This window comes from Prochlorococcus sp. MIT 1318, assembly GCF_047304505.1.
In the GTDB taxonomy this organism is placed as follows: domain Bacteria; phylum Cyanobacteriota; class Cyanobacteriia; order PCC-6307; family Cyanobiaceae; genus Prochlorococcus; species Prochlorococcus marinus_D.
This window is the reverse complement of record NZ_CP138958.1, coordinates 2,355,355-2,378,600: the sequence shown is the minus strand read 5'-3', so window position 1 is coordinate 2,378,600 and position 23,246 is coordinate 2,355,355. Positions and strand designations below refer to the sequence as shown.

Here is a 23,246-nt window from a genome sequence, read left to right as displayed (position 1 = left end):
TGCCTAAAGTCAGTGGCTGCGATCTTTTTTCAGTGAGCGCCACTATCTCCTTACAGCAGCTCACCGACCAGCTTGATGCCCTCGAGGCTGAGGCGGTGTCTGCTATCGCTGCTGCCGCAGATGCGGATGCCTTGGAGCAATTGCGGGTGAGCCTGTTGGGCAAGAAAGGTCGCTTGTCTGGTGTTCTCGGGGCGATGGGCAAGCTCCCTAGTGAAGAGCGACCGCTTGTTGGTCAGCGCGCCAATGTGCTTAAAACACAGGTGCAAAACCTGCTTGGGGAACGGTTGCAGGTGGTGAAAGCGGCAGCTTTGGCTGATCGGCTGCTGCGGGAAACGATTGATGTCACTGCGCCTGCCAGTGGCATTCCTGCGGGCCATCGCCACCCCTTGATTACAACAACTGAGCAGATTGTGGATCTGTTTTGTGGTTTGGGCTATCGGGTGGCTGAAGGCCCGGAGGTGGAGACCGATCACTACAACTTTTCTGCCTTGAATATTCCCGAGGACCATCCTGCTCGAGACATGCAGGACACGTTCTATCTGGGCGGCAATCTGCTCCTGCGTACCCACACCTCGCCCGTGCAGATTCGTTATCTAGAAGAGAATCCTCCGCCGGTAAGGATTGTGGCGCCAGGCCGGGTCTATCGGCGTGATGCAGTGGATGCGACCCATTCGCCTGTCTTTCATCAGGTTGAGGTGTTGGCCATTGATGAAGGCCTTGATTTCAGCCATCTGCGCGGCACGGTGATGGCCTTCCTGAAGGCATTCTTTGGCGATATGCCGGTGAGATTTCGGGCTAGTTATTTCCCCTTTACCGAACCATCAGCTGAGGTGGATGTGCAGTGGCGTGGGCGTTGGCTGGAGGTGATGGGTTGCGGAATGGTTGATCCAGCAGTGTTAGAGGGCCTCGGGCTTGATCCAGAGCGCTGGAGTGGGTTTGCGGCAGGCCTTGGCGTGGAACGCTTCTGCATGGTGCGTCATGGCATCGACGACATTCGCAGGCTTTATACGAGTGATCTGCGCTTCCTTGAGCAGTTTTGAGTTGATAGCCGATTGTGCACTGGATGAAGCATCGCCGCGTTGCTGCATCCAAAAACAGTTGAATCCCCATAAAGTGAGGTCGTTGTTTGCTTCATTCGATCGGTGCCCTGTGTCGGACTGATCGTTAATGACGGCAAAGAGTTGGCGGTAGAGACCGCATTGACCCTTCAGTCGCGGCTTGAACAGGCTGGTATCGAAGTTGTTAGAGCAAGTAGTTCTGGCGGAATGGTTGGCTTTGCCAATCCAGATCAGCATTTGCGCCTGCTTGGTTACAACGCGTGCGTACCTGAGGGATTCGATGCCTCGATGGCACTGGCGATTGTCCTGGGGGGCGATGGCACCGTGCTTTCGGCGGCACGGCAGACAGCTCCTGTGCAGGTGCCAATCCTCACCATCAACACCGGACACCTTGGCTTCCTAGCTGAGGCCTATTTGGCTGATCTCGATCGCGTGCTTGAGCAGGTGCTTAACAAGCAGTGGACGATTGAGGAGCGTTGCACCTTGGTGGTGAGCGTGTTGCGCGGTGATCAGTGCCGCTGGGAGGCACTCTCTTTGAATGAAATGGCCTTGCATCGTGAACCACTCACCAGCATGTGTCACTTCGAGGTCGCGATCGGTCGCCATGCGCCGGTGGATATCTCTGCTGATGGAGTGATCCTTTCAACTCCTACGGGATCAACGGCTTATGCACTCAGTGCAGGAGGCCCGGTGATTACACCTGAGTGCCCGGTGCTTCAGCTTGCACCGATTGCTCCTCATTCGCTGGCGTCAAGAGCGCTGGTTTTCAGCGACCAGGAGCCAGTGACTGTGTTTCCAGCGACGGCGGACCGATTGATGATGGTTGTTGATGGCAGTGCGGGTTGTTATGTGTGGCCGGAAGACCGAGTACTGATTCGTCGTAGTGATCATCCTGTGAGATTTGTGCGTTTAGCAGATCACGAGTTCTTCCAGGTGTTGCGCAACAAGTTGGGCTGGGGTTTGCCGCATGTTGCCAAACCTGATCGACCATGACCTGTAGGGCCCTCTGCTTGCATTGGGGGAAGAGATTGCGGTTCCCTTTGCTCTGGGGAGGGCTGGCGGTAGGTCTCAACGTTCTTTCATCTATTGGGCTGCGGGCAGAACCCCCGCCTCAGTATTTGCCTCTCGAGGCTCAATGGTGTCTGAAAAGCGGTACTTGTTTGTTGTTGGAGGTAGCGGATAAGGCAGAGGAACAGCGCTTGGGATTGATGCAGCGCCATGCCTTGCCATCAGGCCAGGGCATGTGGTTTCCGTTTCAGCCTGCGAGGCGATTGCGTTTTTGGATGCACAACACCTTGGCTGCGCTTGACATGGTGTTTGTTGATCAGGGTCGGGTGATTGCGATTGAGGCGGCTGTACCTGTTTGCCCGCATTTACCTTGCCCGAGTTATGGCCCAAAGAGGCCGGCGGATGGAGTGGTGGAGTTGGCGGCAGGGGAGGCAGCACGGCTATCAATCAAGGTTGGTGATGTTGTGCAGATTCAACCTTTGCCGAAGCCTGTTGATTGGCAGCCTTAAGGCATCGTGCCTTTGAGGATCATCACCGGGTTCATCGGCGCCATGCGTGTGCCGTCTGCAAGCGGCAGGCCCCTCCAGGCTTGATGTTGACTTACTTTCACTGTGAAACCTAAGGCTTCAAGTAGAGGCCTGAGTTCTGCGATGGCCTCAACGGTTGCCAGTGGAATCACGACGACTCCATGCGGTTGAAGTTTTTGCAATACGGCCTTGAGGAGAGCAGCTCGCTGGCGCCCGCCACCGCCTAGCAGTACCCGATCGGGGTTGCTGAGTTTTGCTGGTAGATCAGTTCCATTCAGCAGACTGAGGGCCTCGGCTTCAAGTACTGCAGCAGGCTGAACAGCAAGCCGGGCAGCATTGGCCTTAATCAGCGCTGCGCCGCCGCTACGCTTTTCAACAGAAAGCAATTGCAGTTGTGGGCGCAGGCGTAGGGCCTCTAAGCCAACGCTGCCAACTCCAGCGCCTAAATCCCAGAGCACGCCGTGTTCTGGCAGCTCTAACTCTGCGAGGAGCTGAACACGGAGCTCCCGTTTGCTCATCAGGCCAGGGCGATCGTCGTGTTGCAGGAACAAGCCATCGTCAAGACCGAACAATGGAAGCTTGGCTGGATCTCCTGGTGGAGCAGCTTGTTCGGCAAGCAGCACCAGCATGTGTAGGGGATGAAGATCCGATGGCAAGGCATCCTGTGGCGTTAGCCGTTGCACCCGTTCATTGGCGTGTCCGAGCTGTTCGCAAAGCCACATTGCATAGGCAGCTTCTAGGCCAGAAGCGCGCAAAATCGTACGCACCTCTTCGGCTCCACCGCGGCTGGGATCGGTGAGTACAGCTAGAGCTGAGGGGCGTTGTTGCAGCTTTTGAGCTAAGGGGGCCGGGTCACGGCCATGCAGGCTGATCCAGGCGGCATCCTGCCAAGGCCGCCCAAGCCGGGCAAAGGCAAGTTGCAGCGAAGAAGGTGCTGGATGAAAGTGCAGCTGATCAGCAGAACATGCTTCGAGTAGTCGCCTGCCGATGCCGAACCAGAGCGGATCGCCGCTAGCGAGCACGACAGCTGTGCCCTGCCGCTGGCGCAACCAGGCGATTAGAGCCTCTGGTTGATCGCTGGCCATCAGTTCTGGCAAAGGTTGATCCGTTTGCTGCTGCTGCCACCAGCTCGGTAGTTGCGGCAATAGGCGACGGGGTGCAGCCAACCCTTGGGTTGAGAGCACCAGCTTTTGCAATGGAGTAGCAAGGTGATCTAGGCCTGCGGCATCGGTGCCGATGACGTGGATCGCTGCGGAGCTGATTGAGGCGGGCATGTTGTCATTCTCGGCTGAGAGGTTGTATGGCTGACTTGTCGTTGCCTTGAATGGTGAAGAGCGCGTTGGTGGGCAAGATGGCGGACGAGATAGCGGGCAAGCTGCGAAAAACTGAACAGGAACAGGATGCTTTTGTGCTTGATCGCCGTCGGCGTTTGCATGAGTTGGTTGTTGCCTTGATTCAGCAGCAGGGCGAGCTGGAATTGCTTGATGGCGAAGCCCCACGCCTTGATGTTGCGGCAAGTTCAGCTCAGTCGCATGATCCAGCGCGCTGGTTGGATCGCAATCGCCGTGTTCTGCAGCGCTACCAGGCCTTGGTTCGATCTGCCGTCACCATCGATGCTTTGTTGGATGCCGAGTAGGACGTCAGAGTGCGGCAGCTTGTTTGGACTAGGGGCGCATTTATAAATTGATGAGTTGATTAGCTACAGGTCGATCATTGCTATTAAGCGGGGGATGTGAAGTTTCTTTTTAGAATTGTTAGGTGTTTTCGCCGAGAAAAAAACCTAGGCCTATATAAGGTGGAGCGAGGCGATTACTGCCAGTACAGATCAGATAAAGCAACAGATCTACTGAGTAAAGGCAGAAAAACAATTAAAGCTGCAGAAGCTTGCTCCCATTGGATTGGATAACTAAAAAATCAAATTGTGACATTAGGGAAAGCACGCTCATGCCTAGGATCTTAAATATATCTGCACATTGAAATTGACTCAAGCTTGCTGGATTTTGCCTGCGAAATCGAAATGAGAATATAGCGTGATTGCTTGCCTGTTGAATCCTTTTCTGAAAAATGGTGGCGATTTTTGTCTGCGGCGAGGCATTTTGCCCCCCTCAATGCAGGCACAATATTGAACCCTAGTTCAATCGCAGGATTGTAATTTTCAAATATTGCCTGTACATTGGTTCTTATATATAAACAATTTTTATTAAACGAGAGCACGACCTCTCTCGGGTGTACTGGGAAAGGCAACTCAATTATTGCGTGATAAGTTCTATTGTCTTGAATCTCTGTAGATTGTTGGGACACTTCTCTTGGCATGAATTCAGTCCCTGATTCCCATCCGGGAATGTTGCCAATCAGAATTCTACATAAAGTTGTTATCTCAGTTCGGTAATAATTTGCTTTGAAGTGCTTGCTTCTCGCAATTGCCCCTTCTAGCCTTGCTTTTAGCAAGGATTGGATGTAAATTCCTATAATGTTTGGCGGAGTATGCAAATGGTGAAAATCTCTAAAGAGGGAAGTATTCTCTAGTAAGGTGCTTTGATCTACTGCAAGATCAAATAGCGTTAGAAATGGCACAGATCTAGCCATGCACTCTGATGCGAGTTTGTCGTTGATGTAAGCACATGCATTATTCCTTTCTGTGATGCTCGCTGTTATTGAATATTCAATAAATGCATCACCCCCTCCGCAATGGGGCCCGCTTATTATTACATCGAAACCCCTGCCCCTAATTTGATCAATAAAATTGAGATACAATTTCAGGACGCCGTTACACACTTCTTGCATGGATTTGTTTTGATTCTTGATTATTCTATTAATATGCATTCGAAGGTCTATCTCTCCAAAGTCAAAGACCACTATTGTTTCTGATGGATCTCGATTCCTTAGTGTTGAGTTAATCTTGCCGTTGTGTCCTGTTCTTGAATTTGGATTATCGATACTAAACATTGTTCCTGCTCCTACTAAGACAACAGTTAATCCGGGTATTCCATCAAAAATTCTCGCGTGACTTACACCAAATACAAGGATTTCTTTGCAGTGCCTATCGAGGCTAAGAATACCACTTGCATTTTCTTCTCGAGACTCAGCTATTTTTATTTTGTGGCTTTTTGGTTTCATTGCTTTCCTATGCACTTGTTTTTGCCGTAAGAAGGAAAGCACTCTAAGGACTTCGCTTGGCAGACTATTTTGCCTTATGCTTTTCTGTATTTCATTAATTATGGTGTCTTCCTCTGCCTTGATTGGCTTGTCGATATCTTCTAGATTGAGGTCTATAGCAGTCCATAGAGACTTGCTTAATGCATGGTATCTGCCATGATATTTATTCCAAATACTATTTAATAGAAGTTCTTTTTCTCTAACTTTTCCTGAAGATGTCCACCAATTGAGTATTGCGTTAATTGCTGGTTCGTATTGCTGCGTGTTGTAAAGAGCTAATCCAAGGCCTTGGTAGGCATCCCATTCTTCATGAAGAGTAAGTGATTTATTGAATGCCTCTATGGCTAGTTGGTATTGCTGCGTGTTGTAAAGCGCCCACCCAAGACCTTTGTAGATATCCCAATCCTCATCAAGAGTAAGTGATTTATTGAATGCCTCTATGGCTAGTTGGTATTGCTGCGTGTTGTAAAGCGCCCATCCAAGACCTTTGTAGATATCCCAATCCTCATCAAGAGCAAGTGATTTATTGAATGTCTCTATGGCTAGTTGGTATTGCTGCGTCTTGTAAAGCGCCCATCCAAGACCTTTGAAGGACTGCCAGTCTTCATGAAGAGTAAGTGATTTATTGAATGCCTCTATGGCTGGTTGGTATTGGTACGTTTCGTAAAGCGCCCATCCAAGGCCTTGGTAGGACTGCCAGTCTTCATGAAGAGTAAGTGATTTATTGAATGCCTCTATTGCTGGTTGGTATTGCCGCTTGAGATGCAGCGACCATCCAAGGCCTTGGTAGGACTGCCAGTCTTCATGAAGAGTGAGTGATCTCTTGAATGCCTCTATTGCTGGTTGGTATTGTTGAGTATTGCCCAGCGCTAATCCAAGACCTTTGAAGGACTGCCAGCTTTCATGAAGAGCAAGTGATTTCTTGAATGCCTCTATTGCTGTTTGGTATTGGTTCGTATTGCACAGAGCCCATCCAAGACCTTTGAAGGACTGCCAGTTTTCATGAAGAGCAAGTGATTTATTGAATGCTTCTATTGCTTCTTGATAGGCTCCAATATTGTGCTTAGCTTTCGCTAGCGCGTACAAATCTGAAGCCGTGTTTAGTTTAGGGAAAAAGGGCATGCTCAGATGCCATCAGCCTTATTTAAGGCAGTCTGTCTCATAGCTAGGACTCCAAAAGTCTGGCATGAAAAGGGCCCCGGCGTTGGATGCCCACAAGTCCAGGTCAATTTTTCAGGGTTTCTACTTCCTCGAACTCCTGATCTAGGTCTAAGCAGTCAGTAACAAGGCGTCAGTAGGAAGAATTGCTGCTTTCTATCAAGCATCTCTCAATGCTCCAGCAGCACCTCTTCGAACCAATCAGTGACTGAGAGGCATCAGTCTTTTTGTCGCTACTAAGAAGATAAAAAAGAACTCCCCGAATCTGAATAGGGAATTGAGGTAGACATTATCTTTAAAGGCGATCCCAATGTCCGACTATATCCCTTGAAACCCTTACGGGCACTGCTCACTGCTAGCTAACTCTTTGGCTGGCTCAGCTTCTGGAAGTGCCGCTTGGAGTTCGTCGCTTTGCTTATTGAGGCGCTCAATTACCTGCGAGGGCTGATCTTTGCGAACTTCTAGTCTGGCAACTTGGCGCTCATTTTCTTGTTCACGCAGCTTGTTGTACTCCGAGTCAGGGATCACATAGACGTGATCACCAAAGTCGATGGTGATTTGAACGGTCAATATGATGGCCTCAATGAAGGCGATTCAGTGGGGAGATTTAAAAGCGAGAACGGAGACACTCTTGATCTGTTTGTGACCTAGCAAGGTGGATATCGAGCTCTACACGAAATCATTCTTTGGTGTTCTTCCTGAGAGCTTGAGTGAACAAAGAATTATTGGTTCTGATGCTGATGACTCCTTCACTGGAACGTCTGCAAATGAAGTGATCTTTGGTGGACGTGGTGAAGATGTTCTGCTTGGTGCTCAAGGAGATGGTCACTTCACCGGAGACAATCGTGATGATTGGCTTGCTGGTGGCTTAGGAGATGAGATCCTCAAAGGAGATCGAGGAGCTGATGATGACTTCCTCTGTAGCGGTGAGGATATTTATGAGTCCTTCTCCATCGACGAAAATGATCAGCTTGTCGTTGGAGAAGGTGTTGACTTGTCTTTTAAACACACGTTTCATGATCTATTGATCAAACCTGATGGCATGCACACCACATTTCTTGATGTTGATAAGGATGAGTTCCTGGCTGCTGATTGTATTGACTACATCTGAGCCTTTGAGGAGCCTCTTTTGCTCCTCAAAGGTTCAAACGATGCCTTGATGGCTCTAGCTGAGCGCTTGATCTGCTGACAAGCTGGGCGCATCATCTCTTGCCTCATGGCCCTTTTTGGCTTGTCAGCTTTCAGATCCTTATTGAAGCGTGGATCGAGCTTGAAGCCTTGGAGTGTGCCTGCCGCTAGCTGGAGCCGTGCTTTCGGATTGCCTTGGCAACAGCCTTACACGGTGCGTTATGCCAGCAATCTCGACGATGGGCCTTGGCATGGCATGCCCCTGGGAGGCTTCGGGGCCGGTTGTATCGGGCGTAGCCCGCGCGGTGATTTCAATCTCTGGAATCTTGATGGTGGTGAGCACTGGCAGGGCAGCATTCCTGATTGCCAGTTCGCTTTGTTTGAGCGGCAGGGGGATCAGGTGCGTGCTCATGCGCTGGCTACAGCGCCACAAACCGATAACTCTCAGCCTGAGCTAGACAAGCCTCTCTCCTCTTGGAGCTGGTATCCAGCTAGTACAGAGCAACGCACGACTGGTAGCTATTCAGCTCGCTATCCGCTCAGTTGGACCCATTACAACGGAGTCTTCGCGGCTGAGCTGGTTTGTGAGGCGTTCAGTCCAATCCTTCCTGGTGATTACCGACGCACCAGCTACCCCCTGGCCGTGTTTCGTTGGCAGCTTCAGAACCCAACATCGCAATCTCTGGAATTGTCGCTGCTGCTGAGTTGGCGCAACACCTGTGGCTGGTTTACGAACACTGATCCCTCCGCCAGCGTTCATTTCCGCGATGACGGCAGCCCTGAACACAGTTATGTACCTGCCATCGGCCGTGGCGAGGGGCAGTGCAATCGTTGGATTGATCAGCCAGGCCTGATTGGTGTCTTGATGGAGGGTGAGCGAGCTGACCCCTTGGCTGAGGGGCAAGGGCAGTGGTGTTTGGCTGTCCCGGATCATCTGCCTGGAGTGGAGGTGATGCGTTGTAGCCGTTGGGATCCCAGCGGAGATGGCAGCGAACTGTGGAGTTCCTTCGCTAGTGAAGGAACCATTCCAAACAGCAATAATGCGCACAAGAGCTTGGCGGGCGAGCAGACCAGTGCTGCTTTAGCGGTGAAGGTCACCCTGGCGCCTGGCGAAAGTCTTGAGATCCCTGTGGTGATCAGTTGGGATCTACCGGTGACGGCTTTCGCTACAGGCGTTCGCGATTTGCGCCGTTACACCGACTTTCACGGCAGTGATGGGCAGGGGGCTGCTGCACTTGCTGCCGAGGCCTTGCGTGATTGGCCTGATTGGCGTGAGCAGATTGATGCCTGGCAGGCGCCGGTGCTGGCTCGTGAGGATCTGCCGGAGCGCTTGCGAATGGCTTTGTTCAATGAGCTCTACGACTTGGCTAGCGGTGGCAGCCTTTGGACGGCAGCCCGTCCAGGAGATCCGGTGGGTCGCTTTGGGGTTCTTGAGTGCTTCGACTACGCATGGTACGAAAGTCTTGATGTGCGCCTCTATGGCTCCTTGGCTCTGCTGCAGTTGTGGCCTGAGCTCGATAAGGCTGTTTTGCGTAGTTTTGCTCGAGCCATTCCAGCGGCAGATGCCACGCCACGACCAATTGGCTGGTACTTCACCCAGGGGCGTGGCCGGGTCGAGGCACCCCGCAAGAGGGCGGCTGCTACCCCCCATGATCTGGGAGCTCCGAATGAGTCGCCGTTTGATGCAACCAACTACACCGCTTATCAGGATTGCAATCTCTGGAAAGATCTGGCCAGTGATTATGTGTTGCAGGTATGGCGAACGTTTCTTCTCACACCGAATGGTGAAGATCTGAGCTTCTTGGCTGAATGCTGGCCGGCGGTAGTGCAAGCCCTCAGTTATCTCAAGCGGTTTGATGTCAATCACGATGGTCTGCCTGATAACGGTGGTGCTCCGGATCAGACCTTTGACGATTGGCCTTTACAAGGCGTGAGTGCCTATTGCGGTGCTCTTTGGATTGCAGCTCTTGAGGCTGCTCTAGCCATGGCACAGCGCTTGCAATTGGACTTAGGACTGAATACGGCAGAGGAGCAACATCAGTTCAGCGGTTGGCTTGAGCAATCACGGGCCAACTTCGATCGGCTGCTTTGGAATGGGGAGTACTACAAGATCGATGCTGAGAGTGGTACGCCTGTGGTGATGGCTGATCAACTCTGTGGTGATTTCTATGCTCGCTTGCTTGGGCTGCCCTCTGTTGTTGCTGATGAACGCAGTCGCAGCAGTCTGAATGCAGTCAAAGAGGCCTGCTTTGAAGGCTTTGAAGGCGGCCGTTTGGGAGTTGCCAATGGTTTGTGCCGTGATGGCATGCCACTTGATCCCAAGGGAACCCATCCTTTGGAGGTATGGACTGGCATCAACTTCGGTTTGGCGGCCTACTACCGGCTGATGGGCGATGCAACGACGGCTACAGCCATCTGTTCAGCGGTGGTCAATCAGGTGTATGGCGGTGGTTTGCAGTTCCGCACCCCAGAAGCGATTACTGCAGTGAAGACCTACAGGGCTTGCCACTATTTGCGTGCAATGGCGATCTGGGCCCTTTGGGCAACGCATACCGATTGGCAGTTGATTCCAGGTGCCGAACGGGCAGGGTCTCAGGGGTGAATGAGTGGCGCCAATCTGTGAGGGATGTCCTATCGGCATCGATGGTTTTTTGCATACGCTGTTATGACCTTCTTTGAGGTCATGTCCAGCGCAGGGAATTCTGCATCGCATCGATGGCCTGGCCTTTTCATGCTGAAGAGGGCTTTGGCTTGCTTCTTTGTGGCCGTTGTGCTGTTGCTGCTCAGCCCATCTCTTGCCCAGGCGCAGGTGTTGACCAATGAAAGTGATGAAAGTTCTTTATTTGTACGCAGCTTTGAGACCCTGCGTGATCTTGAGTATCACAGTTGGCAGGTGGTGGCTTACCGCCAGGGCCCGCCAGGTGAGCCAGTGGTGTTGAGGATTGTTGGTTATCCCGGCAAGGTTCGTCTCAATCATCCAACCGCACTGCTCGTGCATGCCGGTCGCCGCGACTGGGCCTTGGATGACATCACAATGGCCAGTCCGCAATTGGCGAAGGATGGCCGTGAAGCAGCAGCAGAATTCGATCTCAACCCTTTGCTAGATGATTTAACCAACAATCGCCCGCTGCGCTTGCAGCTCGCCGGTGTGTTTACTGAACTGCCTGTGCCTCCTTATGTCGTCGGCGAGTGGCGTTCATTGCCGCAGGCTTCTCAATAGTTGATGAGCGTCAACCCGTCTGCGAGTGCTGTTTGGCTGCCATGGATGCGGCGGGCGTTGCAGTTAGCTGCGCTCGCAGATGGTCGCACCAGTCCCAACCCTCTTGTTGGGGCTGTTGTTCTAGACAAGGCTGGCAAGCTTGTCGGAGAGGGGTTCCATGCATGTGCTGGTGAGCCCCATGCTGAGGTAGGCGCTCTCACACAAGCTGGTGAACAGGCCAGCGGTGGAACCCTGGTGGTCACTTTGGAACCCTGTTGCCATCAAGGCCGCACGCCTCCCTGCACGCAGGCCGTCATCGCTGCCGGACTTCGCCGAGTTGTGGTGGCAATGCAGGACCCAGACCCTCGCGTTGCTGGAGCCGGCATCACTCGTTTGCGTGATGCCGGGCTGGAGGTGATCACTGCTGTGTTGGAGCCGGAAGCAGCACATCAGAACCGGGCTTTTGTGCATCGTGTTTGTACTGGGCGCCCCTGGGGGATTCTCAAATGGGCGATGAGCCTCGATGGACGCACGGCTCTGCCCAATGGTGCCAGTCAGTGGATCAGTGGTGGTGAAGCGCGTCGCTGGGTGCATCGCTTACGTGGCCAATGTGATGCTGTGATCGTTGGCGGCGGCACGGTGCGTGCGGACGATCCGTTGTTGACCAGTCGTGGGCACTCTGACCCCGAACCAAAGCGGGTGGTGCTGAGTCGCAGTCTTGATTTGCCTCAACAAGCTCAGCTTTGGAACACTGCAGTGGCTCACACCCTCGTTGCACATGGCCTAGAGCCTGGCCATGAACAGTTGGCTCATTTGCCTGAGGGGCCTGAGCTACTTGCTTTGCCTGCCTCTGAACCGCTTGAGTTGCTGCAGGCCTTAGCTCAACAAGACTGCAATCGTGTGCTGTGGGAATGCGGGCCAGGTTTAGCAGCCGCAGCATTGCAGCAAGGCTGTGTTCAAGAATTGGCGGTGGTGGTAGCTCCCAAGCTGTTGGGTGGCCTGCCGGCCAGAACACCACTTGATGATCTTGGCTTCACAAGCATGAAAGAGGTTGTTGGGCTCGCGTCTGGCTCATTGCAGTCGTTGGGGACTGACTGGCTCTTGCAATATGAGCTTTCTAAGCATTGCTGAGATATACATAATATTTATCGCTTGAATATTGCTGGGGCAAGTTGTATCTATGAATTATATTGGCAGCTATTTTTATAGGCTGACTACAGAAAGTTATCACGACAATGTTGGAAGCATCAATCGATGGTTGCTGTGGTGTATTTAGCAATTGACAAGACTGCGAAGACCTTATAGGTCGTGTTGATTTTAATCGCAATGTTTGTCAAGCCATCTGTCAATCGAGCTGAAATCACCACAAGGCTGATGAACAGGAGAGAGGTGTGAGATTTATGCTTGTGCAAGCTATTTGATGATTGTTTTGATGCAAGATATATTCCATTAATAATTTAAGACCCTCGAAGAAATTGGTTGGTGTAGGCAATCTTCCAAGGCTTAAAACTTAAAGGAGAGGCGCTGACATATTAAGGCGATTTGTAGCATGGTGAGATGATCACTGGCGCGAGGCAGAGTGCCTAATCAAAGAGATGGCTTGCAATTGCTCACGCGATTCCAGTCGTTATTCTCAATCACTAGCGCTTGCTTCGATAGGCTGGCACTGAATCCAGCAATGTTTATCTTCAACTAGAAATCGAGATGAAGCAGGGCTGGTCATAAGTGTAACGACTAAATCATTAAGCTATTGCGATAGACTGCCTGTTCAAAAGTCTATGCCTGTTTAAATAATACTTGATAACAGCGTTAGCAGTGTAGTCATTGTCGGACTAGTCTGCCTTGTGTTTCTAGCATCTTAGGATTTTAAATAGATATTATCTTGCTCTATGCTTGCCCATGGGATTGAGAAGGCTTGGGATTGATATAGCCATTAATTGATCTCATTCGTCTTCGTCTTAGGAATTCCATGCTCGCCTCTATAGCATAAAGCTTATTCTTTGATCTTGATGTTAATAAGGCAGAGGCAAGATTCATCGATCTTTTTGATCAGTAGTGACCTCCTGCTGTGAAGACTGAGTGTCTTTTGGGTTCGATTCTTTGTTAAGCCACCTGCTGTTGGTATTGCCGGAGAATCTGCTGATCAGAGCACCCATCATCAGCGTGAGATAAAGAGGGCCAACAATGCTGGTGGCCACGCTCACCATCCTTGCTGCGGGCAGAATCGGCTTGATCCCCCCGAAGCCAACGGTGGTTAGGCACACGAAGGCAAAGTAGTTGAGCTCGGCAAATCGATGAGGCGTATTCATCACACTGTGATTGGTGCTGGTGACGGCCTGGTTGGGTAAACCCAGGAGCGCAAAGCTGTTGGGTTCAACCGTATACAAGGCATTCATCACCAGGCCGGCGCTGATTCCTAAGAGTAAGTATCCAGCGGCTGCTCCCATCAAAACCATTTCGCTGACTTGGCGCTCACTACTCAGCTGTTTTACTAGTCGAATTAAGCTCCAGCCCACGAACAAAATCCAGCTCCATATCAGGGGAATACCGCTGTAGGTCCAGTGACTTGGCGTGAGCAGCCAGAACCATAGGCTCAGAAATGCTGCCCATCCCAGCCATTGATAGAGCCGTTCTCTCCAGGCATGGTGTTTGACTTTTCTCGCCAGCAACCTGGTGATAAGAATTGCGATTACTGAATAGCAAATTGGAGCAGGCCAATAAACTTGCGGTATCGCAAAGCTTGCCAATAGCAACAGTGTAAAAGCGAGCAAGAGGCGATAAAGCCTTTCTCGATATTGATGTTTTCGTTGCCGTGGTGTAGTAGTCACCCGAAACAATCAGCTCATAAAATGCTTAGTGTAGCGATGCGTTTGTCAAGCACCTGCTTGCTGAGAAGAAACGGTTTCGATGATTATTCGGTTTGAGTCATGATCTTTTTCACAATAGCCATGAGAGACTCCGTATCAGCTCACAATGTACAAGGCTTGGGTGCTAACTTGGATGTATTATTTAGGTTCTTAGAGGCTTTATATCGTTTTGGTTTCGGTAGAGCTTTTGCTTAGAGCATGTATAGATCTTCTTTGAAGGCATCGGTAACTCTTTGTTTGCGAAGATTTCCGCCTCGTAAATGACTTAATTCTCTTCTCTTTTAGTCAGTCAAGTTGTATTAGTGAATGGTCATTCCTTGAGAGACCTGATTTGTGTTGAGAGAGATCAGCACAGCCCTGGATCAGAAAAGCTGTAATTGATTTGGATTGGTCCTTGAAGCCATGTTGGGGGCTCGGCTCACACACCAATCATGTGGATCCCAAGGGTTAAGCAAGCTTTCAAGTGCATGCAAGTGGGTGGCATCCCCGTCTTCCATCCAGGCCTCTTCTAAGCCATTTGGCACGATGACAGGCATCCGCTTGTGCAGTGGACGCACTAAGGCATTAGCTCGCGTGGTGATGACGCAACAGGTTTCTACTTCGCTGCCATCGGGCCCGATCCAGTGATCCCACAGCCCCGCTAGCCAGAACGGTTCACTATTGCACCGATGAATCCGTTGCCCTTTTTCATAAAAACCATCGCTAGGTAATAGGCAGCGGTGATGACGCCAAGCTGCGCGAAAAGATGGCTTCTCCGCAATGGTTTCGGCACGAGCGTTGATTGGCCTTGGGCCTCGCCAGGGATCTTTCACCCAGCTGGCCAAAAAGCCCCAAAGAAAATGGGTTGCATCCGTATGTCTTTGATGCTCTCTTAGCGCTAGCACAGGCTCGCCTGGGTGGATTTCAGCGCGAGGGGCGTAGTGGCTTAGCCATGTTGACGAAGAGCTGTTGGCCAGCCAAGGCGCCAGGACCTTTCGCAGAGTATCCCTTGGGGTGGTGAGGCTATAGCAGCCACACATCGTTCCTCTCTCGCTCCCAGGGCTTGATTGTCTCTGATAAGACCTTTCTGTTGATCTGCTTTGTGTGTTTGCGTTGAAGGATGGTCGAGATATGTAATTTGCTTACTCGTCAGCCTCTCTTAGCTGCTCAACACAGCTGGTGAGACATTCCCTGTCATCAAGTGAGCAGGTTGAAATACATTCAAAGTAAGTCTCAACAGCATCCCAAGTCTGCTCTGATTCTAATGAAAACTCATGATTTGACTTCGTGTTTTCAGTGATACCTGAAGGATTGGCAGAGTCGTTCTCCATTAAGACGTTTGTTGCCGTATCCATCAGCAGGGCAAGTGGTGGATATGGCCATAGCTCATCTGGCTGAAGAGGAGAAGATGGAGGCAGCAGCATTGCAGGAAGTCCTTTAGACCTCTCTAAATAGTCAAGATGTGATTTTGCTGAGTGCAGCCCTTCGCAATAAAGGCATTGAGATCTTGAGCAAACTCGAAACAGGCGTCCTCTGTCGCCCTCGAAACACTGAATTGTCCCGCCTTTTGCGCTTACGTAGAATGGATTGTACTTCATGGCGGTGAGTTTTTTCGTTGCTTAGATCAATAGACTTCAGGGTCGACCTGTTGATGCTTCAACGCCTAAAGTCTTTATCGGTACTGGCTTTTTTTGAGAAGTCAAGATGACTTTTGCTTTAGATATTTCTGCATAGAGACATCAGCATTTATTTGCTATTTACACGCACTTGAGAAACTCCCTTGTGGGGGTTGCCTTGCTGTTGCAGGATATGAATTTGTGAATGCCTGCAGGAGAATGCAGCCGATTGGTTGCGGTAACAGCCAGGCGCGGCTTAGGTTTTTATGGTGAAGCGAATGCCTCCCTTTTGTTTAATTAATCCTAGCCCACTTTCTCAGGGGTTGAATGTTTGATTAATAATAATAAAGCACCTAAGTTACATCGCTTAGGCGCAATTGCTTGAGAGTAAATACCTTCATGGCATTGGTTTGCTCTCATGGCTCAAGAAAAAATGTCTTGCTTCTACAGAAACTAAATTGATTGTTCAGGCAGCGCTTTTCAGAAGAGGGCTGACATCAAGACTTGTGGTGCCAATGCACGACAAGATTCTCTTTTTGCCCTAGGGCTGTCGTTGGTTGCCTTAAAACTGTCTTTGCAGCATCGGTTTCACTAGTAATCAGATGGCAGTTAATGGCTTGGTTTGGGGAAAAAACTAAGTGTCTTTGCTTGGCAGTGAACTCCTTAAAACCCTTAACGAAAAGGCTTTGTCTTAGCGGCCACTGACAACGATGCATTGACGTCTCCAAGGCAGCCAGCAGCGCTTCGTTTGGGGTGACGTTCGGTTCTCACACCAGTAAAGGCAAGCGCTTACGGATTGATCGTCTTAGCGTGAAAGCCCGGAAATCAATTTTTTTCGATGGCGATCCGTGAGGATGACAACAAACCGAATCGACGCTTTGGCATCGTCAATTTGGTGTTGATCGGTTTCGGTGTTTTGTTGCTTTTCAGCAGCTTCTTACCCAATCCTGCTGCACAGGTGCCGAGGGTTCCCTACTCACTATTTATTGATCAGGTTGACGATGGCGCCGTGAAGAGGGCATTTATCACTCAGGATCAGATCCGATACGAACTGGCCAATCCTGAGGAGGGAGCACCTTCGTTGCTGGCCACGACGCCGATCTTCGATATGGATCTGCCCCAACGCTTGGAAAGCAAAGGAGTTGAATTTGCAGCAGCGCCGCCGAAGAAGCCCAATGTTTTCTCCACCATCCTCAGCTGGGTTGTGCCTCCGCTGATCTTCATCCTTGTACTGCAGTTTTTTGCCAGGCGTTCTATGGGTGGCGGTGGTGCCCAGGGCGCTCTTAGTTTCACGAAGAGCAAGGCGAAGGTTTATGTGCCTGATGAAGAGTCACGAGTCACCTTTGCCGATGTGGCAGGGGTCGATGAGGCAAAAGATGAGCTAACTGAGATCGTTGATTTTCTCAAAACACCTGAGCGATATACAGACATAGGTGCGCGCATTCCTAAGGGTGTCCTGCTTGTGGGCCCGCCTGGTACCGGTAAGACCTTGCTCTCCAAGGCTGTTGCTGGGGAGGCAGAGGTTCCCTTTTTCATTATTTCTGGTTCGGAGTTTGTCGAGCTGTTTGTCGGCGCTGGTGCGGCCCGCGTCAGGGACCTGTTTGAGCAGGCTAAGAAGAAGGCTCCTTGCATCATCTTCATCGATGAACTTGATGCCATCGGTAAAAGTCGTTCTGGCTCAATGGGTGTCGTAGGAGGCAACGATGAGCGTGAGCAGACCCTTAACCAGCTGCTCACGGAAATGGATGGCTTCTCGTCCACCGATAAGCCCGTCATCGTGTTGGCCGCGACCAACCAGCCCGAGGTTCTTGATGCAGCCCTGCTACGGCCAGGTCGTTTTGACCGACAGGTCCTTGTGGATCGCCCAGACCTCTCTGGCCGCAAGACGATTCTCGAGATTTATGTCAAGAAAGTGAAATTGGCGGAAGGGGTTGATTTAGACCGCATCGCTCAGGCGACCAGCGGTTTTGCTGGAGCTGATCTAGCCAATGTGGTGAACGAAGCGGCCTTGTTGGCAGCTCGTGGCAAACGAAAAGAGGTAGAGCTGCAGGATCTCAACGAAGCCATCGAGCGTGTTGTGGCAGGCCTTGAGAAGAAGAGCCGAGTGCTCCAGGATGACGAGAAGAAGGTTGTGGCCTATCACGAGGTGGGGCACGCCATCGTTGGACACCTGATGCCTGGAGGCAGCAAGGTCGCCAAGATTTCAATCGTGCCAAGGGGGATGAGTGCTCTTGGTTACACCTTGCAGTTACCTACTGAGGAGCGTTTCCTCAATTCCAAGCAAGACCTTGAAGGTCAGATTGCCACTTTGTTAGGAGGGCGTTCAGCAGAAGAAATCGTGTTTGGCAAGATCACCACTGGTGCGGCTAATGATCTACAGCGCGCAACTGACCTTGCTGAGCAGATGGTGGGGACTTATGGGATGAGCGATATTTTGGGCCCTCTGGCTTATGACAAGCAAGGTGGGGGGCGTTTCCTTGGTGGTAACAACAATCCACGCCGAGTTGTGAGTGATGCCACTGCTCAGGCCATCGATAAGGAGGTGAGGAGTTTGGTTGATCAAGGTCATGAGAGTGCCCTTGCGATTCTTCGGCATAACCTCACCTTGCTGGAGACCATCGCCCAGAAGATCCTCGAAAAGGAAGTGATCGAAGGCGATGAGCTGATCGAGATGCTCGCTTCCAGCACTCTCCCTAGAGGTGTTGTTATTGCCTGAAGGCTTGACGGCAGGGGGGCTGGTCTCCGATAAAGACTCTTTGAAGCTCCCCTAATGGCTGACAATCCCCAAGGTGTTGCAGCCGTCCTTGCTGACCTCAAGGGGCGAGACTTTCTCTCCTGCGCTGATTTCACTGCGGAGCAGACGGTTGCCTTGCTTGAGCTTTCCCGTCAGCTCAAGAGCGGGGATCGCCGCATTGATTTGGGAAATCGAGTTCTCGGATTGATTTTTACCAAGGCATCGACGCGCACTCGAGTGAGCTTTCAGGTCGCGATGGCACGCCTTGGCGGGCAAACGGTGGATCTCAATCCTCAGGTGACCCAATTGGGACGAGGCGAACCCCTTCAAGACACGGCGAGAGTGTTGAGTCGTTTCTGTGATGTGATGGCGGTGCGGACCTTTGCTCAGCAGGAACTGCTGGATTACGCCCATTGGGCTTCGATTCCGGTGCTCAATGCCTTGACTGATTTGGAGCATCCCTGTCAGGCAATGGCTGATTTCCTAACGATGCAAGAGGCTTTCGGCTCATTAACCGGCCAGACCTTGGCCTATGTGGGCGATGGTAATAACGTCTCTCATTCTTTGATGCTCTGCGGCGCTCTCTTGGGGGTCAACGTTCGGATTGGCTGCCCGCAGGGGTTTGAACCTCTGCCTGAAGTCATTGATCAGGCCCGCAACTTGGCAGTTGCTGATGCTCATATTGAAGTGATGGCAGATCCAGCTGATGCAGTGCGAGGTGCGCAAGCGTTGTACACCGATGTTTGGGCCTCGATGGGACAGGAACAGGAACAGTCGCAGCGGGAAGAGGCCTTTCGTGGTTTTTGTCTCAATGAGGATTTGCTTGCTCAGGCAGATCCCAACGCGATCGTGTTGCACTGCCTACCGGCTCATCGAGGGGAGGAGATCAGTTCAGGCGTGATGGAAGGTGAGGCCAGTCGAATCTTCGATCAGGCTGAAAATCGTTTGCATGTTCAGCAAGCTTTGCTTGCGGCCGTGCTTGGTGGTCTCTAGTTCCAGGCTGGACTGCTGCTTTCGGTTTTGAGCATTCTGGTCAACTCAGGATGTTCTTGCGGCTGCACTTTTTGGTGTTTAAACCCTTGCCAGATTCAGTGCCTATAGGTACACATGTATTGACGAATCAATGCATTGCCCTTGGCTGCCTCTTCTCCTGAGTTGCTTACTTCTGCCCAGCAAGAGCTTTATGACTGGTTGGCCGATTACATCGGCAGCCATCACCACAGCCCTTCGATTCGACAGATGATGCAGGCCATGGGTCTGCGCTCACCAGCGCCGGTGCAGAGTCGGCTTCGACATTTGCAGCAGAAGGGATGGATTACTTGGCAGGAAGGGCAGGCGCGTACCTTGCAGCTGCTTGGTGGGTTGGTGTCCGGTATTCCGGTGTTGGGGGCAGTTGCCGCTGGTGGTTTGGTGGAGACGTTTGATGATGTTCAGGAGCGGTTAGATCTTGCACCAGTTTTGGAGACCCGTGGCCTGTTTGCGCTCACCGTGAATGGTGATTCGATGGTGGATGCCTACATTGCAGATGGCGATGTGGTTCTGATGGAGCCAGTGCCTGAGCCTTCGCGGCTGCGAGATGGAACGGTGGTGAGTGCACTTGTGCCCGGAAGTGGCACCACGCTGAAGCACTTTCACCGCAACGGCGCTTCGGTGCGGCTGGAGGCTGCCAATACTGCCTACGAGCCGATTGAGCTACCAGCCGATCAGGTCCAGGTTCAGGGCAAGCTCGTGGCTGTTTGGCGTCAGGTTTGAGGCCTTGCCGTTGTAAGCTCTGTTTTGACGGCGGTACGAGCCCACTGTTACCGGCGTTTATGGGGCCATAGCTCAGCTGGTAGAGCACCTGCATGGCATGCAGGGGGTCAGGAGTTCGAGTCTCCTTGGCTCCATTTAGATTTCATCTAGATGGTGTGCCCAGATAGTGCAAAAGAGATACAACATTTTTGTTTAGGACTAACTTCTCATCCTTTTTGTGCATCATTAAGGATGCATTCTTGTTGTTGATTAAGGGGCAAGATGTGTATCTCTCTTTCTGCGGTCAGACGAAAGACAATCGCAGAATTATTAAAACGACAAAGTCTCTTGGCTTCGAGATTGACCTGCTATTAGCCAGCAGAGTGGATGGAGCGAAACAGCAGAATTCATTTAATAATTGAGTGATGCAACTTGCTCTTGGTGTGTGTAATAGGATTGATTGAAGCGAATTAAGCAAAAACTAGAATAACATTTCTTTTTTTGCTTGATTGTCATCCCCAAAAGCCCCCGCCAAGATCTAGCAAATGTGCATTATAAACAATTCCTAAATAATCAAAGCTTGAGTTAAAGACAGTGTCGTTGTCTACATGCTGAGATTGTGCTGAAATGCCTTGATCGATTTTAATTATATCTTGACCAGCTTCGAAATCAAGGATTTCTGTATATTCTGAGACTTCTTCAAGAATAAATGTGTCGCCTCCGTCGCCTCCGGAAATAGTATTCACCTTCTTCCAATCAAACTACCATCACCTTTTAATCCTTCCACGGAATTTTCCTCGTTGATTTCTTTACCACCTGCCTGCAGTGGAATAAGCAGTAAAGCAGCAAGTAGCCACCAAGCGCCAGCTGAAATATTTCTCAAATCATCGATGTTCATCTCTTTGTCAAATTGCTCGTTGATCATTGGTTTGAATGGTTGTGAGGGACCTATCCCTCTGATGTACACATCCTCTACCAATTCCTCTCCTACTCTATTGATCCCAATCATTGCTAGTTGTGAGGTTGGTCACAGCTTTCAAGGCCAACAGAAGTCAAAATAAAAAGTATTCATCTACTGAAGATTAATTAGCGTCTATTCTTTAAAAAGGTTTCGGGTATCGGATGGCTAATCACCTTCACTCTCTGCACAAGCCAGCCCATGCAAGCAGCTGCCGAGGCTCATGCATTTCTCTGGGGGAGCAGCACGATGGGTGAAGTACATGTCTCACTAATGTTCCGTTGCGCTGCTTTTGGTCTGCTGACATTGCTGCTTTGCTCAGGTTCTACAGGTGCCCAGGTCCGCTTCGATGACTGTGAGCCTTCCGCCGCTGGAGGCGTTACCTGCAACACCGTTCCTGAAGGAAACACCCGGATGCAGATGATTGATGGTGAAAGCGGTTTGCTCGATGATGCCAGCCCGGGCTGGTCGGAATATGACCCTTATGAGGGATATGAAGACATGCTGGATGACAATCAGACCTGATGCGAATGGAGCAACTCGGCAAGAACACTGCCGGCAATCCATTGCCGCGTTTTGCCAAGCTTTAAGAGCGACCCTGATGGCGGATAGCCAACTTCTCGAAGCAATGGAGCGAGATGTCTCTAGAGAGGTTGAGAGACCAACACCGCCTTCCTTGGGATTCGGGTTCAATCAAATTTCATATGACTGGTTGTCTATAGTGGCAAGCTTTAATAAAAACAATCGAATCAAGCATGGCGATAATCAGTTTATTTTCTTAGATTTAGTTAAAAAGATAGAGCCCAGGATAGGTTTAATAATTGATACGTAGTTTATTGTTTTGAATCATCACTGCCAGGCTTATCTCACCCAAATAGTAAATCTAATTGAGAATTGAATAGACAAGCAGAGGCCAGTTAACAGATCGCTCATCCTTCAGTATCAGGCGGTCTGATCTAGGTTGAATGTGATGAGATTAGATGCTAGTGCGATAGCTTATGTCCGCAGAAAAGCCCTCTAATAATAAATTTTACTTATTATTAGAGGGCTGCATAATGTGATTAATTCAGGGCCGTCTAAGAGGCTTCCCTGAGCAGTGGCTTGACGAGATAAGTATTTAACCAGTGGCTTGATTGGATGTTTTGGGCAACACTAGCCTGTTCACATGATGGGTGATTTCGCCTAGGCAAATTATCATTAAGCTAGGCAACTCATCCATGTTAACAAGTAATGCTAATAAGATATAATTCTTTTAAAATCATTGTTATCATCGCATTTTCTTTCTATGCCTGACATGTCAGAGCAGCCCATCATCGACATTTCTGCTGAAACCACGGAAGCCCACCCTCTGCTCAATGACGAGGATATTCATGAAAAAGTGGCTGAGCGACTCAAGCACTCAAAAGAATTTGGGGCTTTGGTTTGGGAGGCCACTAAGGAATACTTGCAAAAAATGAACCTTACTCCACAAGAAAAGTCAAATGTAAGTGACTGGCTGGCCAGTAAAAAAGATAAATTACAACAATCAGTTGTTGCGAAATTGAATGATCTTCACCAAGGCGATCGAAAGTAGTGGTTGGCATGTGCTGTAAAATCTCGTTCCAATCTCGATGCAATGTTTTGTTTTGATAAATAAGTCAGCCCATGATCTCGGGTGTTAGATAGTCACTCAGGCTGATAGTCATCATGCCCAGACCTGCAGCGGTGCCTTTTGCTTGTTTGCCTACCTTTCCTGTTTAAGTCTTGATGTTGATCTCTTTGGCAATTATTTTTGCTGCTTGAACGGCAACAGTCATGCCGACAACAACTGAGGAAACGAAACCAAAGGAAAGTCGGCATCGCATTGGTTAGGAACGACGTCAGCAGAAGGTGCCTTGTTCTTACTGCGGTGCATTCTGTAGTTGGCCTTTAGGCATGTGCTGACAGGTCTCTAGGCATTAAAAGAAACAACATGCGATGGGGCGGTGTTTGGAAGCTTTTGTCGGGAGATGGATCGCGATAACTAGGCCCCCTGCTTTCCCCTTGCGAGTTTTGTATTGCTTTCAGTTAATGGGCTTGATGCTTCCCGACTAAGAGGCAACGGCACACTTAATTCACGCGGCCATCAAGTAACAGCTGAGGATCAAG

Annotated in this window: 22 protein-coding genes and 1 tRNA gene; 15 read left to right on the top strand and 8 right to left on the bottom strand. The window is 50.5% G+C overall.

The window, feature by feature from the left end; translation table 11 throughout:
- The first annotated feature begins 32 nt into the window (after positions 1-32).
- From pheS to SIB66_RS11910, 3 genes are all read left to right on the top strand, one after another.
- Positions 33-1,040: a phenylalanine--tRNA ligase subunit alpha gene (gene pheS, locus SIB66_RS11920; RefSeq protein WP_063406136.1), complete on the top strand. Its 1,008-nt coding sequence runs from the start codon at positions 33-35 to the stop codon at positions 1,038-1,040.
- Positions 1,041-1,142: 102 nt separating this feature from the next.
- Positions 1,143-2,051 carry an NAD(+) kinase gene (locus tag SIB66_RS11915; RefSeq protein WP_063403353.1) on the top strand — a complete coding sequence of 303 codons (909 nt, stop codon included), beginning with the start codon at positions 1,143-1,145 and terminating at the stop codon, positions 2,049-2,051.
- Entirely contained in the window at positions 2,048-2,575 is a 528-nt protein-coding gene (locus SIB66_RS11910) for a DUF192 domain-containing protein (RefSeq protein ID WP_328585316.1), read from the top strand. Before SIB66_RS11915 ends, SIB66_RS11910 begins: the two co-directional genes overlap by 4 nt.
- Here the strand turns inward: SIB66_RS11910 and SIB66_RS11905 are convergent.
- Positions 2,572-3,867 carry a bifunctional cobalt-precorrin-7 (C(5))-methyltransferase/cobalt-precorrin-6B (C(15))-methyltransferase gene (locus SIB66_RS11905; protein WP_063406137.1) on the bottom strand — a complete coding sequence of 432 codons (1,296 nt, stop codon included), beginning with the start codon at positions 3,865-3,867 and terminating at the stop codon, positions 2,572-2,574. The genes SIB66_RS11910 and SIB66_RS11905 overlap by 4 nt on opposite strands.
- Before the next feature lie 77 nt (positions 3,868-3,944).
- Here SIB66_RS11905 and SIB66_RS11900 point away from each other — a divergent pair, with 77 nt between their 5' ends.
- The gene (locus SIB66_RS11900; RefSeq protein ID WP_063406199.1) at positions 3,945-4,229 is read left to right on the top strand and encodes a hypothetical protein; all 285 of its coding nucleotides are present in this window, start codon (positions 3,945-3,947) and stop codon (positions 4,227-4,229) included.
- A gap of 320 nt (positions 4,230-4,549) precedes the next feature.
- On the opposite strand, the gene SIB66_RS11895 is transcribed toward SIB66_RS11900, so the two are convergent.
- Together SIB66_RS11895 and SIB66_RS11890 are read right to left on the bottom strand one after the other, a co-directional pair.
- The gene (locus SIB66_RS11895) at positions 4,550-6,871 is read right to left on the bottom strand and encodes a tetratricopeptide repeat protein (RefSeq protein WP_063421518.1); all 2,322 of its coding nucleotides are present in this window, start codon (positions 6,869-6,871) and stop codon (positions 4,550-4,552) included.
- Between the two features lie 372 nt (positions 6,872-7,243).
- Positions 7,244-7,477 (bottom strand): guanylate-binding protein, encoded by a 234-nt coding sequence (locus SIB66_RS11890; protein ID WP_236070197.1) that lies wholly within the window; start codon positions 7,475-7,477, stop codon positions 7,244-7,246.
- 85 nt (positions 7,478-7,562) lie between these two features.
- Between SIB66_RS11890 and SIB66_RS11885 the strand changes: the two genes are divergently transcribed.
- From SIB66_RS11885 to ribD, 4 genes are all read left to right on the top strand, one after another.
- The gene (locus SIB66_RS11885; RefSeq protein WP_063421520.1) at positions 7,563-8,018 is read left to right on the top strand and encodes a calcium-binding protein; all 456 of its coding nucleotides are present in this window, start codon (positions 7,563-7,565) and stop codon (positions 8,016-8,018) included.
- 105 nt (positions 8,019-8,123) lie between these two features.
- Positions 8,124-10,637, top strand: a complete 2,514-nt coding sequence (locus SIB66_RS11880) for a GH116 family glycosyl hydrolase (RefSeq protein ID WP_063406141.1) — start codon at positions 8,124-8,126, stop codon at positions 10,635-10,637.
- Between the two features lie 81 nt (positions 10,638-10,718).
- Entirely contained in the window at positions 10,719-11,255 is a 537-nt protein-coding gene (locus SIB66_RS11875; RefSeq protein WP_413681310.1) for a DUF3122 domain-containing protein, read from the top strand.
- Positions 11,256-11,258: 3 nt separating this feature from the next.
- Positions 11,259-12,365, top strand: coding sequence for a bifunctional diaminohydroxyphosphoribosylaminopyrimidine deaminase/5-amino-6-(5-phosphoribosylamino)uracil reductase RibD (gene ribD, locus SIB66_RS11870; RefSeq protein ID WP_063406201.1), 1,107 nt, complete (start codon positions 11,259-11,261; stop codon positions 12,363-12,365).
- 902 nt (positions 12,366-13,267) lie between these two features.
- Here the strand turns inward: ribD and SIB66_RS11865 are convergent.
- The 3 genes from SIB66_RS11865 to SIB66_RS11855 form a co-directional block, all read right to left on the bottom strand.
- On the bottom strand, positions 13,268-13,903 hold the full coding sequence (locus SIB66_RS11865) for an ion channel (RefSeq protein WP_413681309.1): 636 nt from the start codon (positions 13,901-13,903) through the stop codon (positions 13,268-13,270).
- 560 nt (positions 13,904-14,463) lie between these two features.
- On the bottom strand, positions 14,464-15,120 hold the full coding sequence (locus tag SIB66_RS11860) for an SOS response-associated peptidase (RefSeq protein ID WP_063406143.1): 657 nt from the start codon (positions 15,118-15,120) through the stop codon (positions 14,464-14,466).
- Positions 15,121-15,222: 102 nt separating this feature from the next.
- On the bottom strand, positions 15,223-15,435 hold the full coding sequence (locus SIB66_RS11855; protein WP_236073708.1) for a hypothetical protein: 213 nt from the start codon (positions 15,433-15,435) through the stop codon (positions 15,223-15,225).
- A 1,099-nt stretch (positions 15,436-16,534) separates the two neighbouring features.
- On the opposite strand from SIB66_RS11855, the gene ftsH reads away from it, so the two are divergent.
- From ftsH to SIB66_RS11835, 4 genes are all read left to right on the top strand, one after another.
- Positions 16,535-18,412 (top strand): ATP-dependent zinc metalloprotease FtsH, encoded by a 1,878-nt coding sequence (gene ftsH, locus SIB66_RS11850; RefSeq protein WP_063406144.1) that lies wholly within the window; start codon positions 16,535-16,537, stop codon positions 18,410-18,412.
- Between the two features lie 54 nt (positions 18,413-18,466).
- Positions 18,467-19,423 carry an ornithine carbamoyltransferase gene (argF, locus tag SIB66_RS11845; RefSeq protein ID WP_063406145.1) on the top strand — a complete coding sequence of 319 codons (957 nt, stop codon included), beginning with the start codon at positions 18,467-18,469 and terminating at the stop codon, positions 19,421-19,423.
- Positions 19,424-19,558: 135 nt separating this feature from the next.
- On the top strand, positions 19,559-20,182 hold the full coding sequence (gene lexA, locus SIB66_RS11840; RefSeq protein ID WP_063395477.1) for a transcriptional repressor LexA: 624 nt from the start codon (positions 19,559-19,561) through the stop codon (positions 20,180-20,182).
- A 61-nt stretch (positions 20,183-20,243) separates the two neighbouring features.
- A tRNA-Ala gene (locus SIB66_RS11835) sits at positions 20,244-20,316 on the top strand.
- A gap of 357 nt (positions 20,317-20,673) precedes the next feature.
- Here SIB66_RS11835 and SIB66_RS11830 read toward each other — a convergent pair.
- Both SIB66_RS11830 and SIB66_RS11825 read right to left on the bottom strand, forming a co-directional pair.
- Positions 20,674-20,907 (bottom strand): hypothetical protein, encoded by a 234-nt coding sequence (locus tag SIB66_RS11830; RefSeq protein WP_063406147.1) that lies wholly within the window; start codon positions 20,905-20,907, stop codon positions 20,674-20,676.
- Complete coding sequence (locus SIB66_RS11825; RefSeq protein WP_236070199.1) at positions 20,904-21,086, bottom strand: hypothetical protein; 183 nt, start codon at positions 21,084-21,086, stop codon at positions 20,904-20,906. Before SIB66_RS11825 ends, SIB66_RS11830 begins: the two co-directional genes overlap by 4 nt.
- 234 nt (positions 21,087-21,320) lie before the next feature.
- Here SIB66_RS11825 and SIB66_RS11820 point away from each other — a divergent pair, with 234 nt between their 5' ends.
- From SIB66_RS11820 to SIB66_RS11810, 3 genes are all read left to right on the top strand, one after another.
- A complete protein-coding gene (locus SIB66_RS11820) occupies positions 21,321-21,644 on the top strand; it encodes a lactate dehydrogenase (RefSeq protein WP_328585317.1) in 324 nt (107 codons plus the stop codon).
- Entirely contained in the window at positions 21,628-21,951 is a 324-nt protein-coding gene (locus SIB66_RS11815) for a hypothetical protein (RefSeq protein WP_063406149.1), read from the top strand. Before SIB66_RS11820 ends, SIB66_RS11815 begins: the two co-directional genes overlap by 17 nt.
- Positions 21,952-22,413: 462 nt before the next feature.
- Entirely contained in the window at positions 22,414-22,692 is a 279-nt protein-coding gene (locus SIB66_RS11810; protein WP_063406150.1) for a hypothetical protein, read from the top strand.
- Positions 22,693-23,246 lie beyond the last annotated feature (554 nt).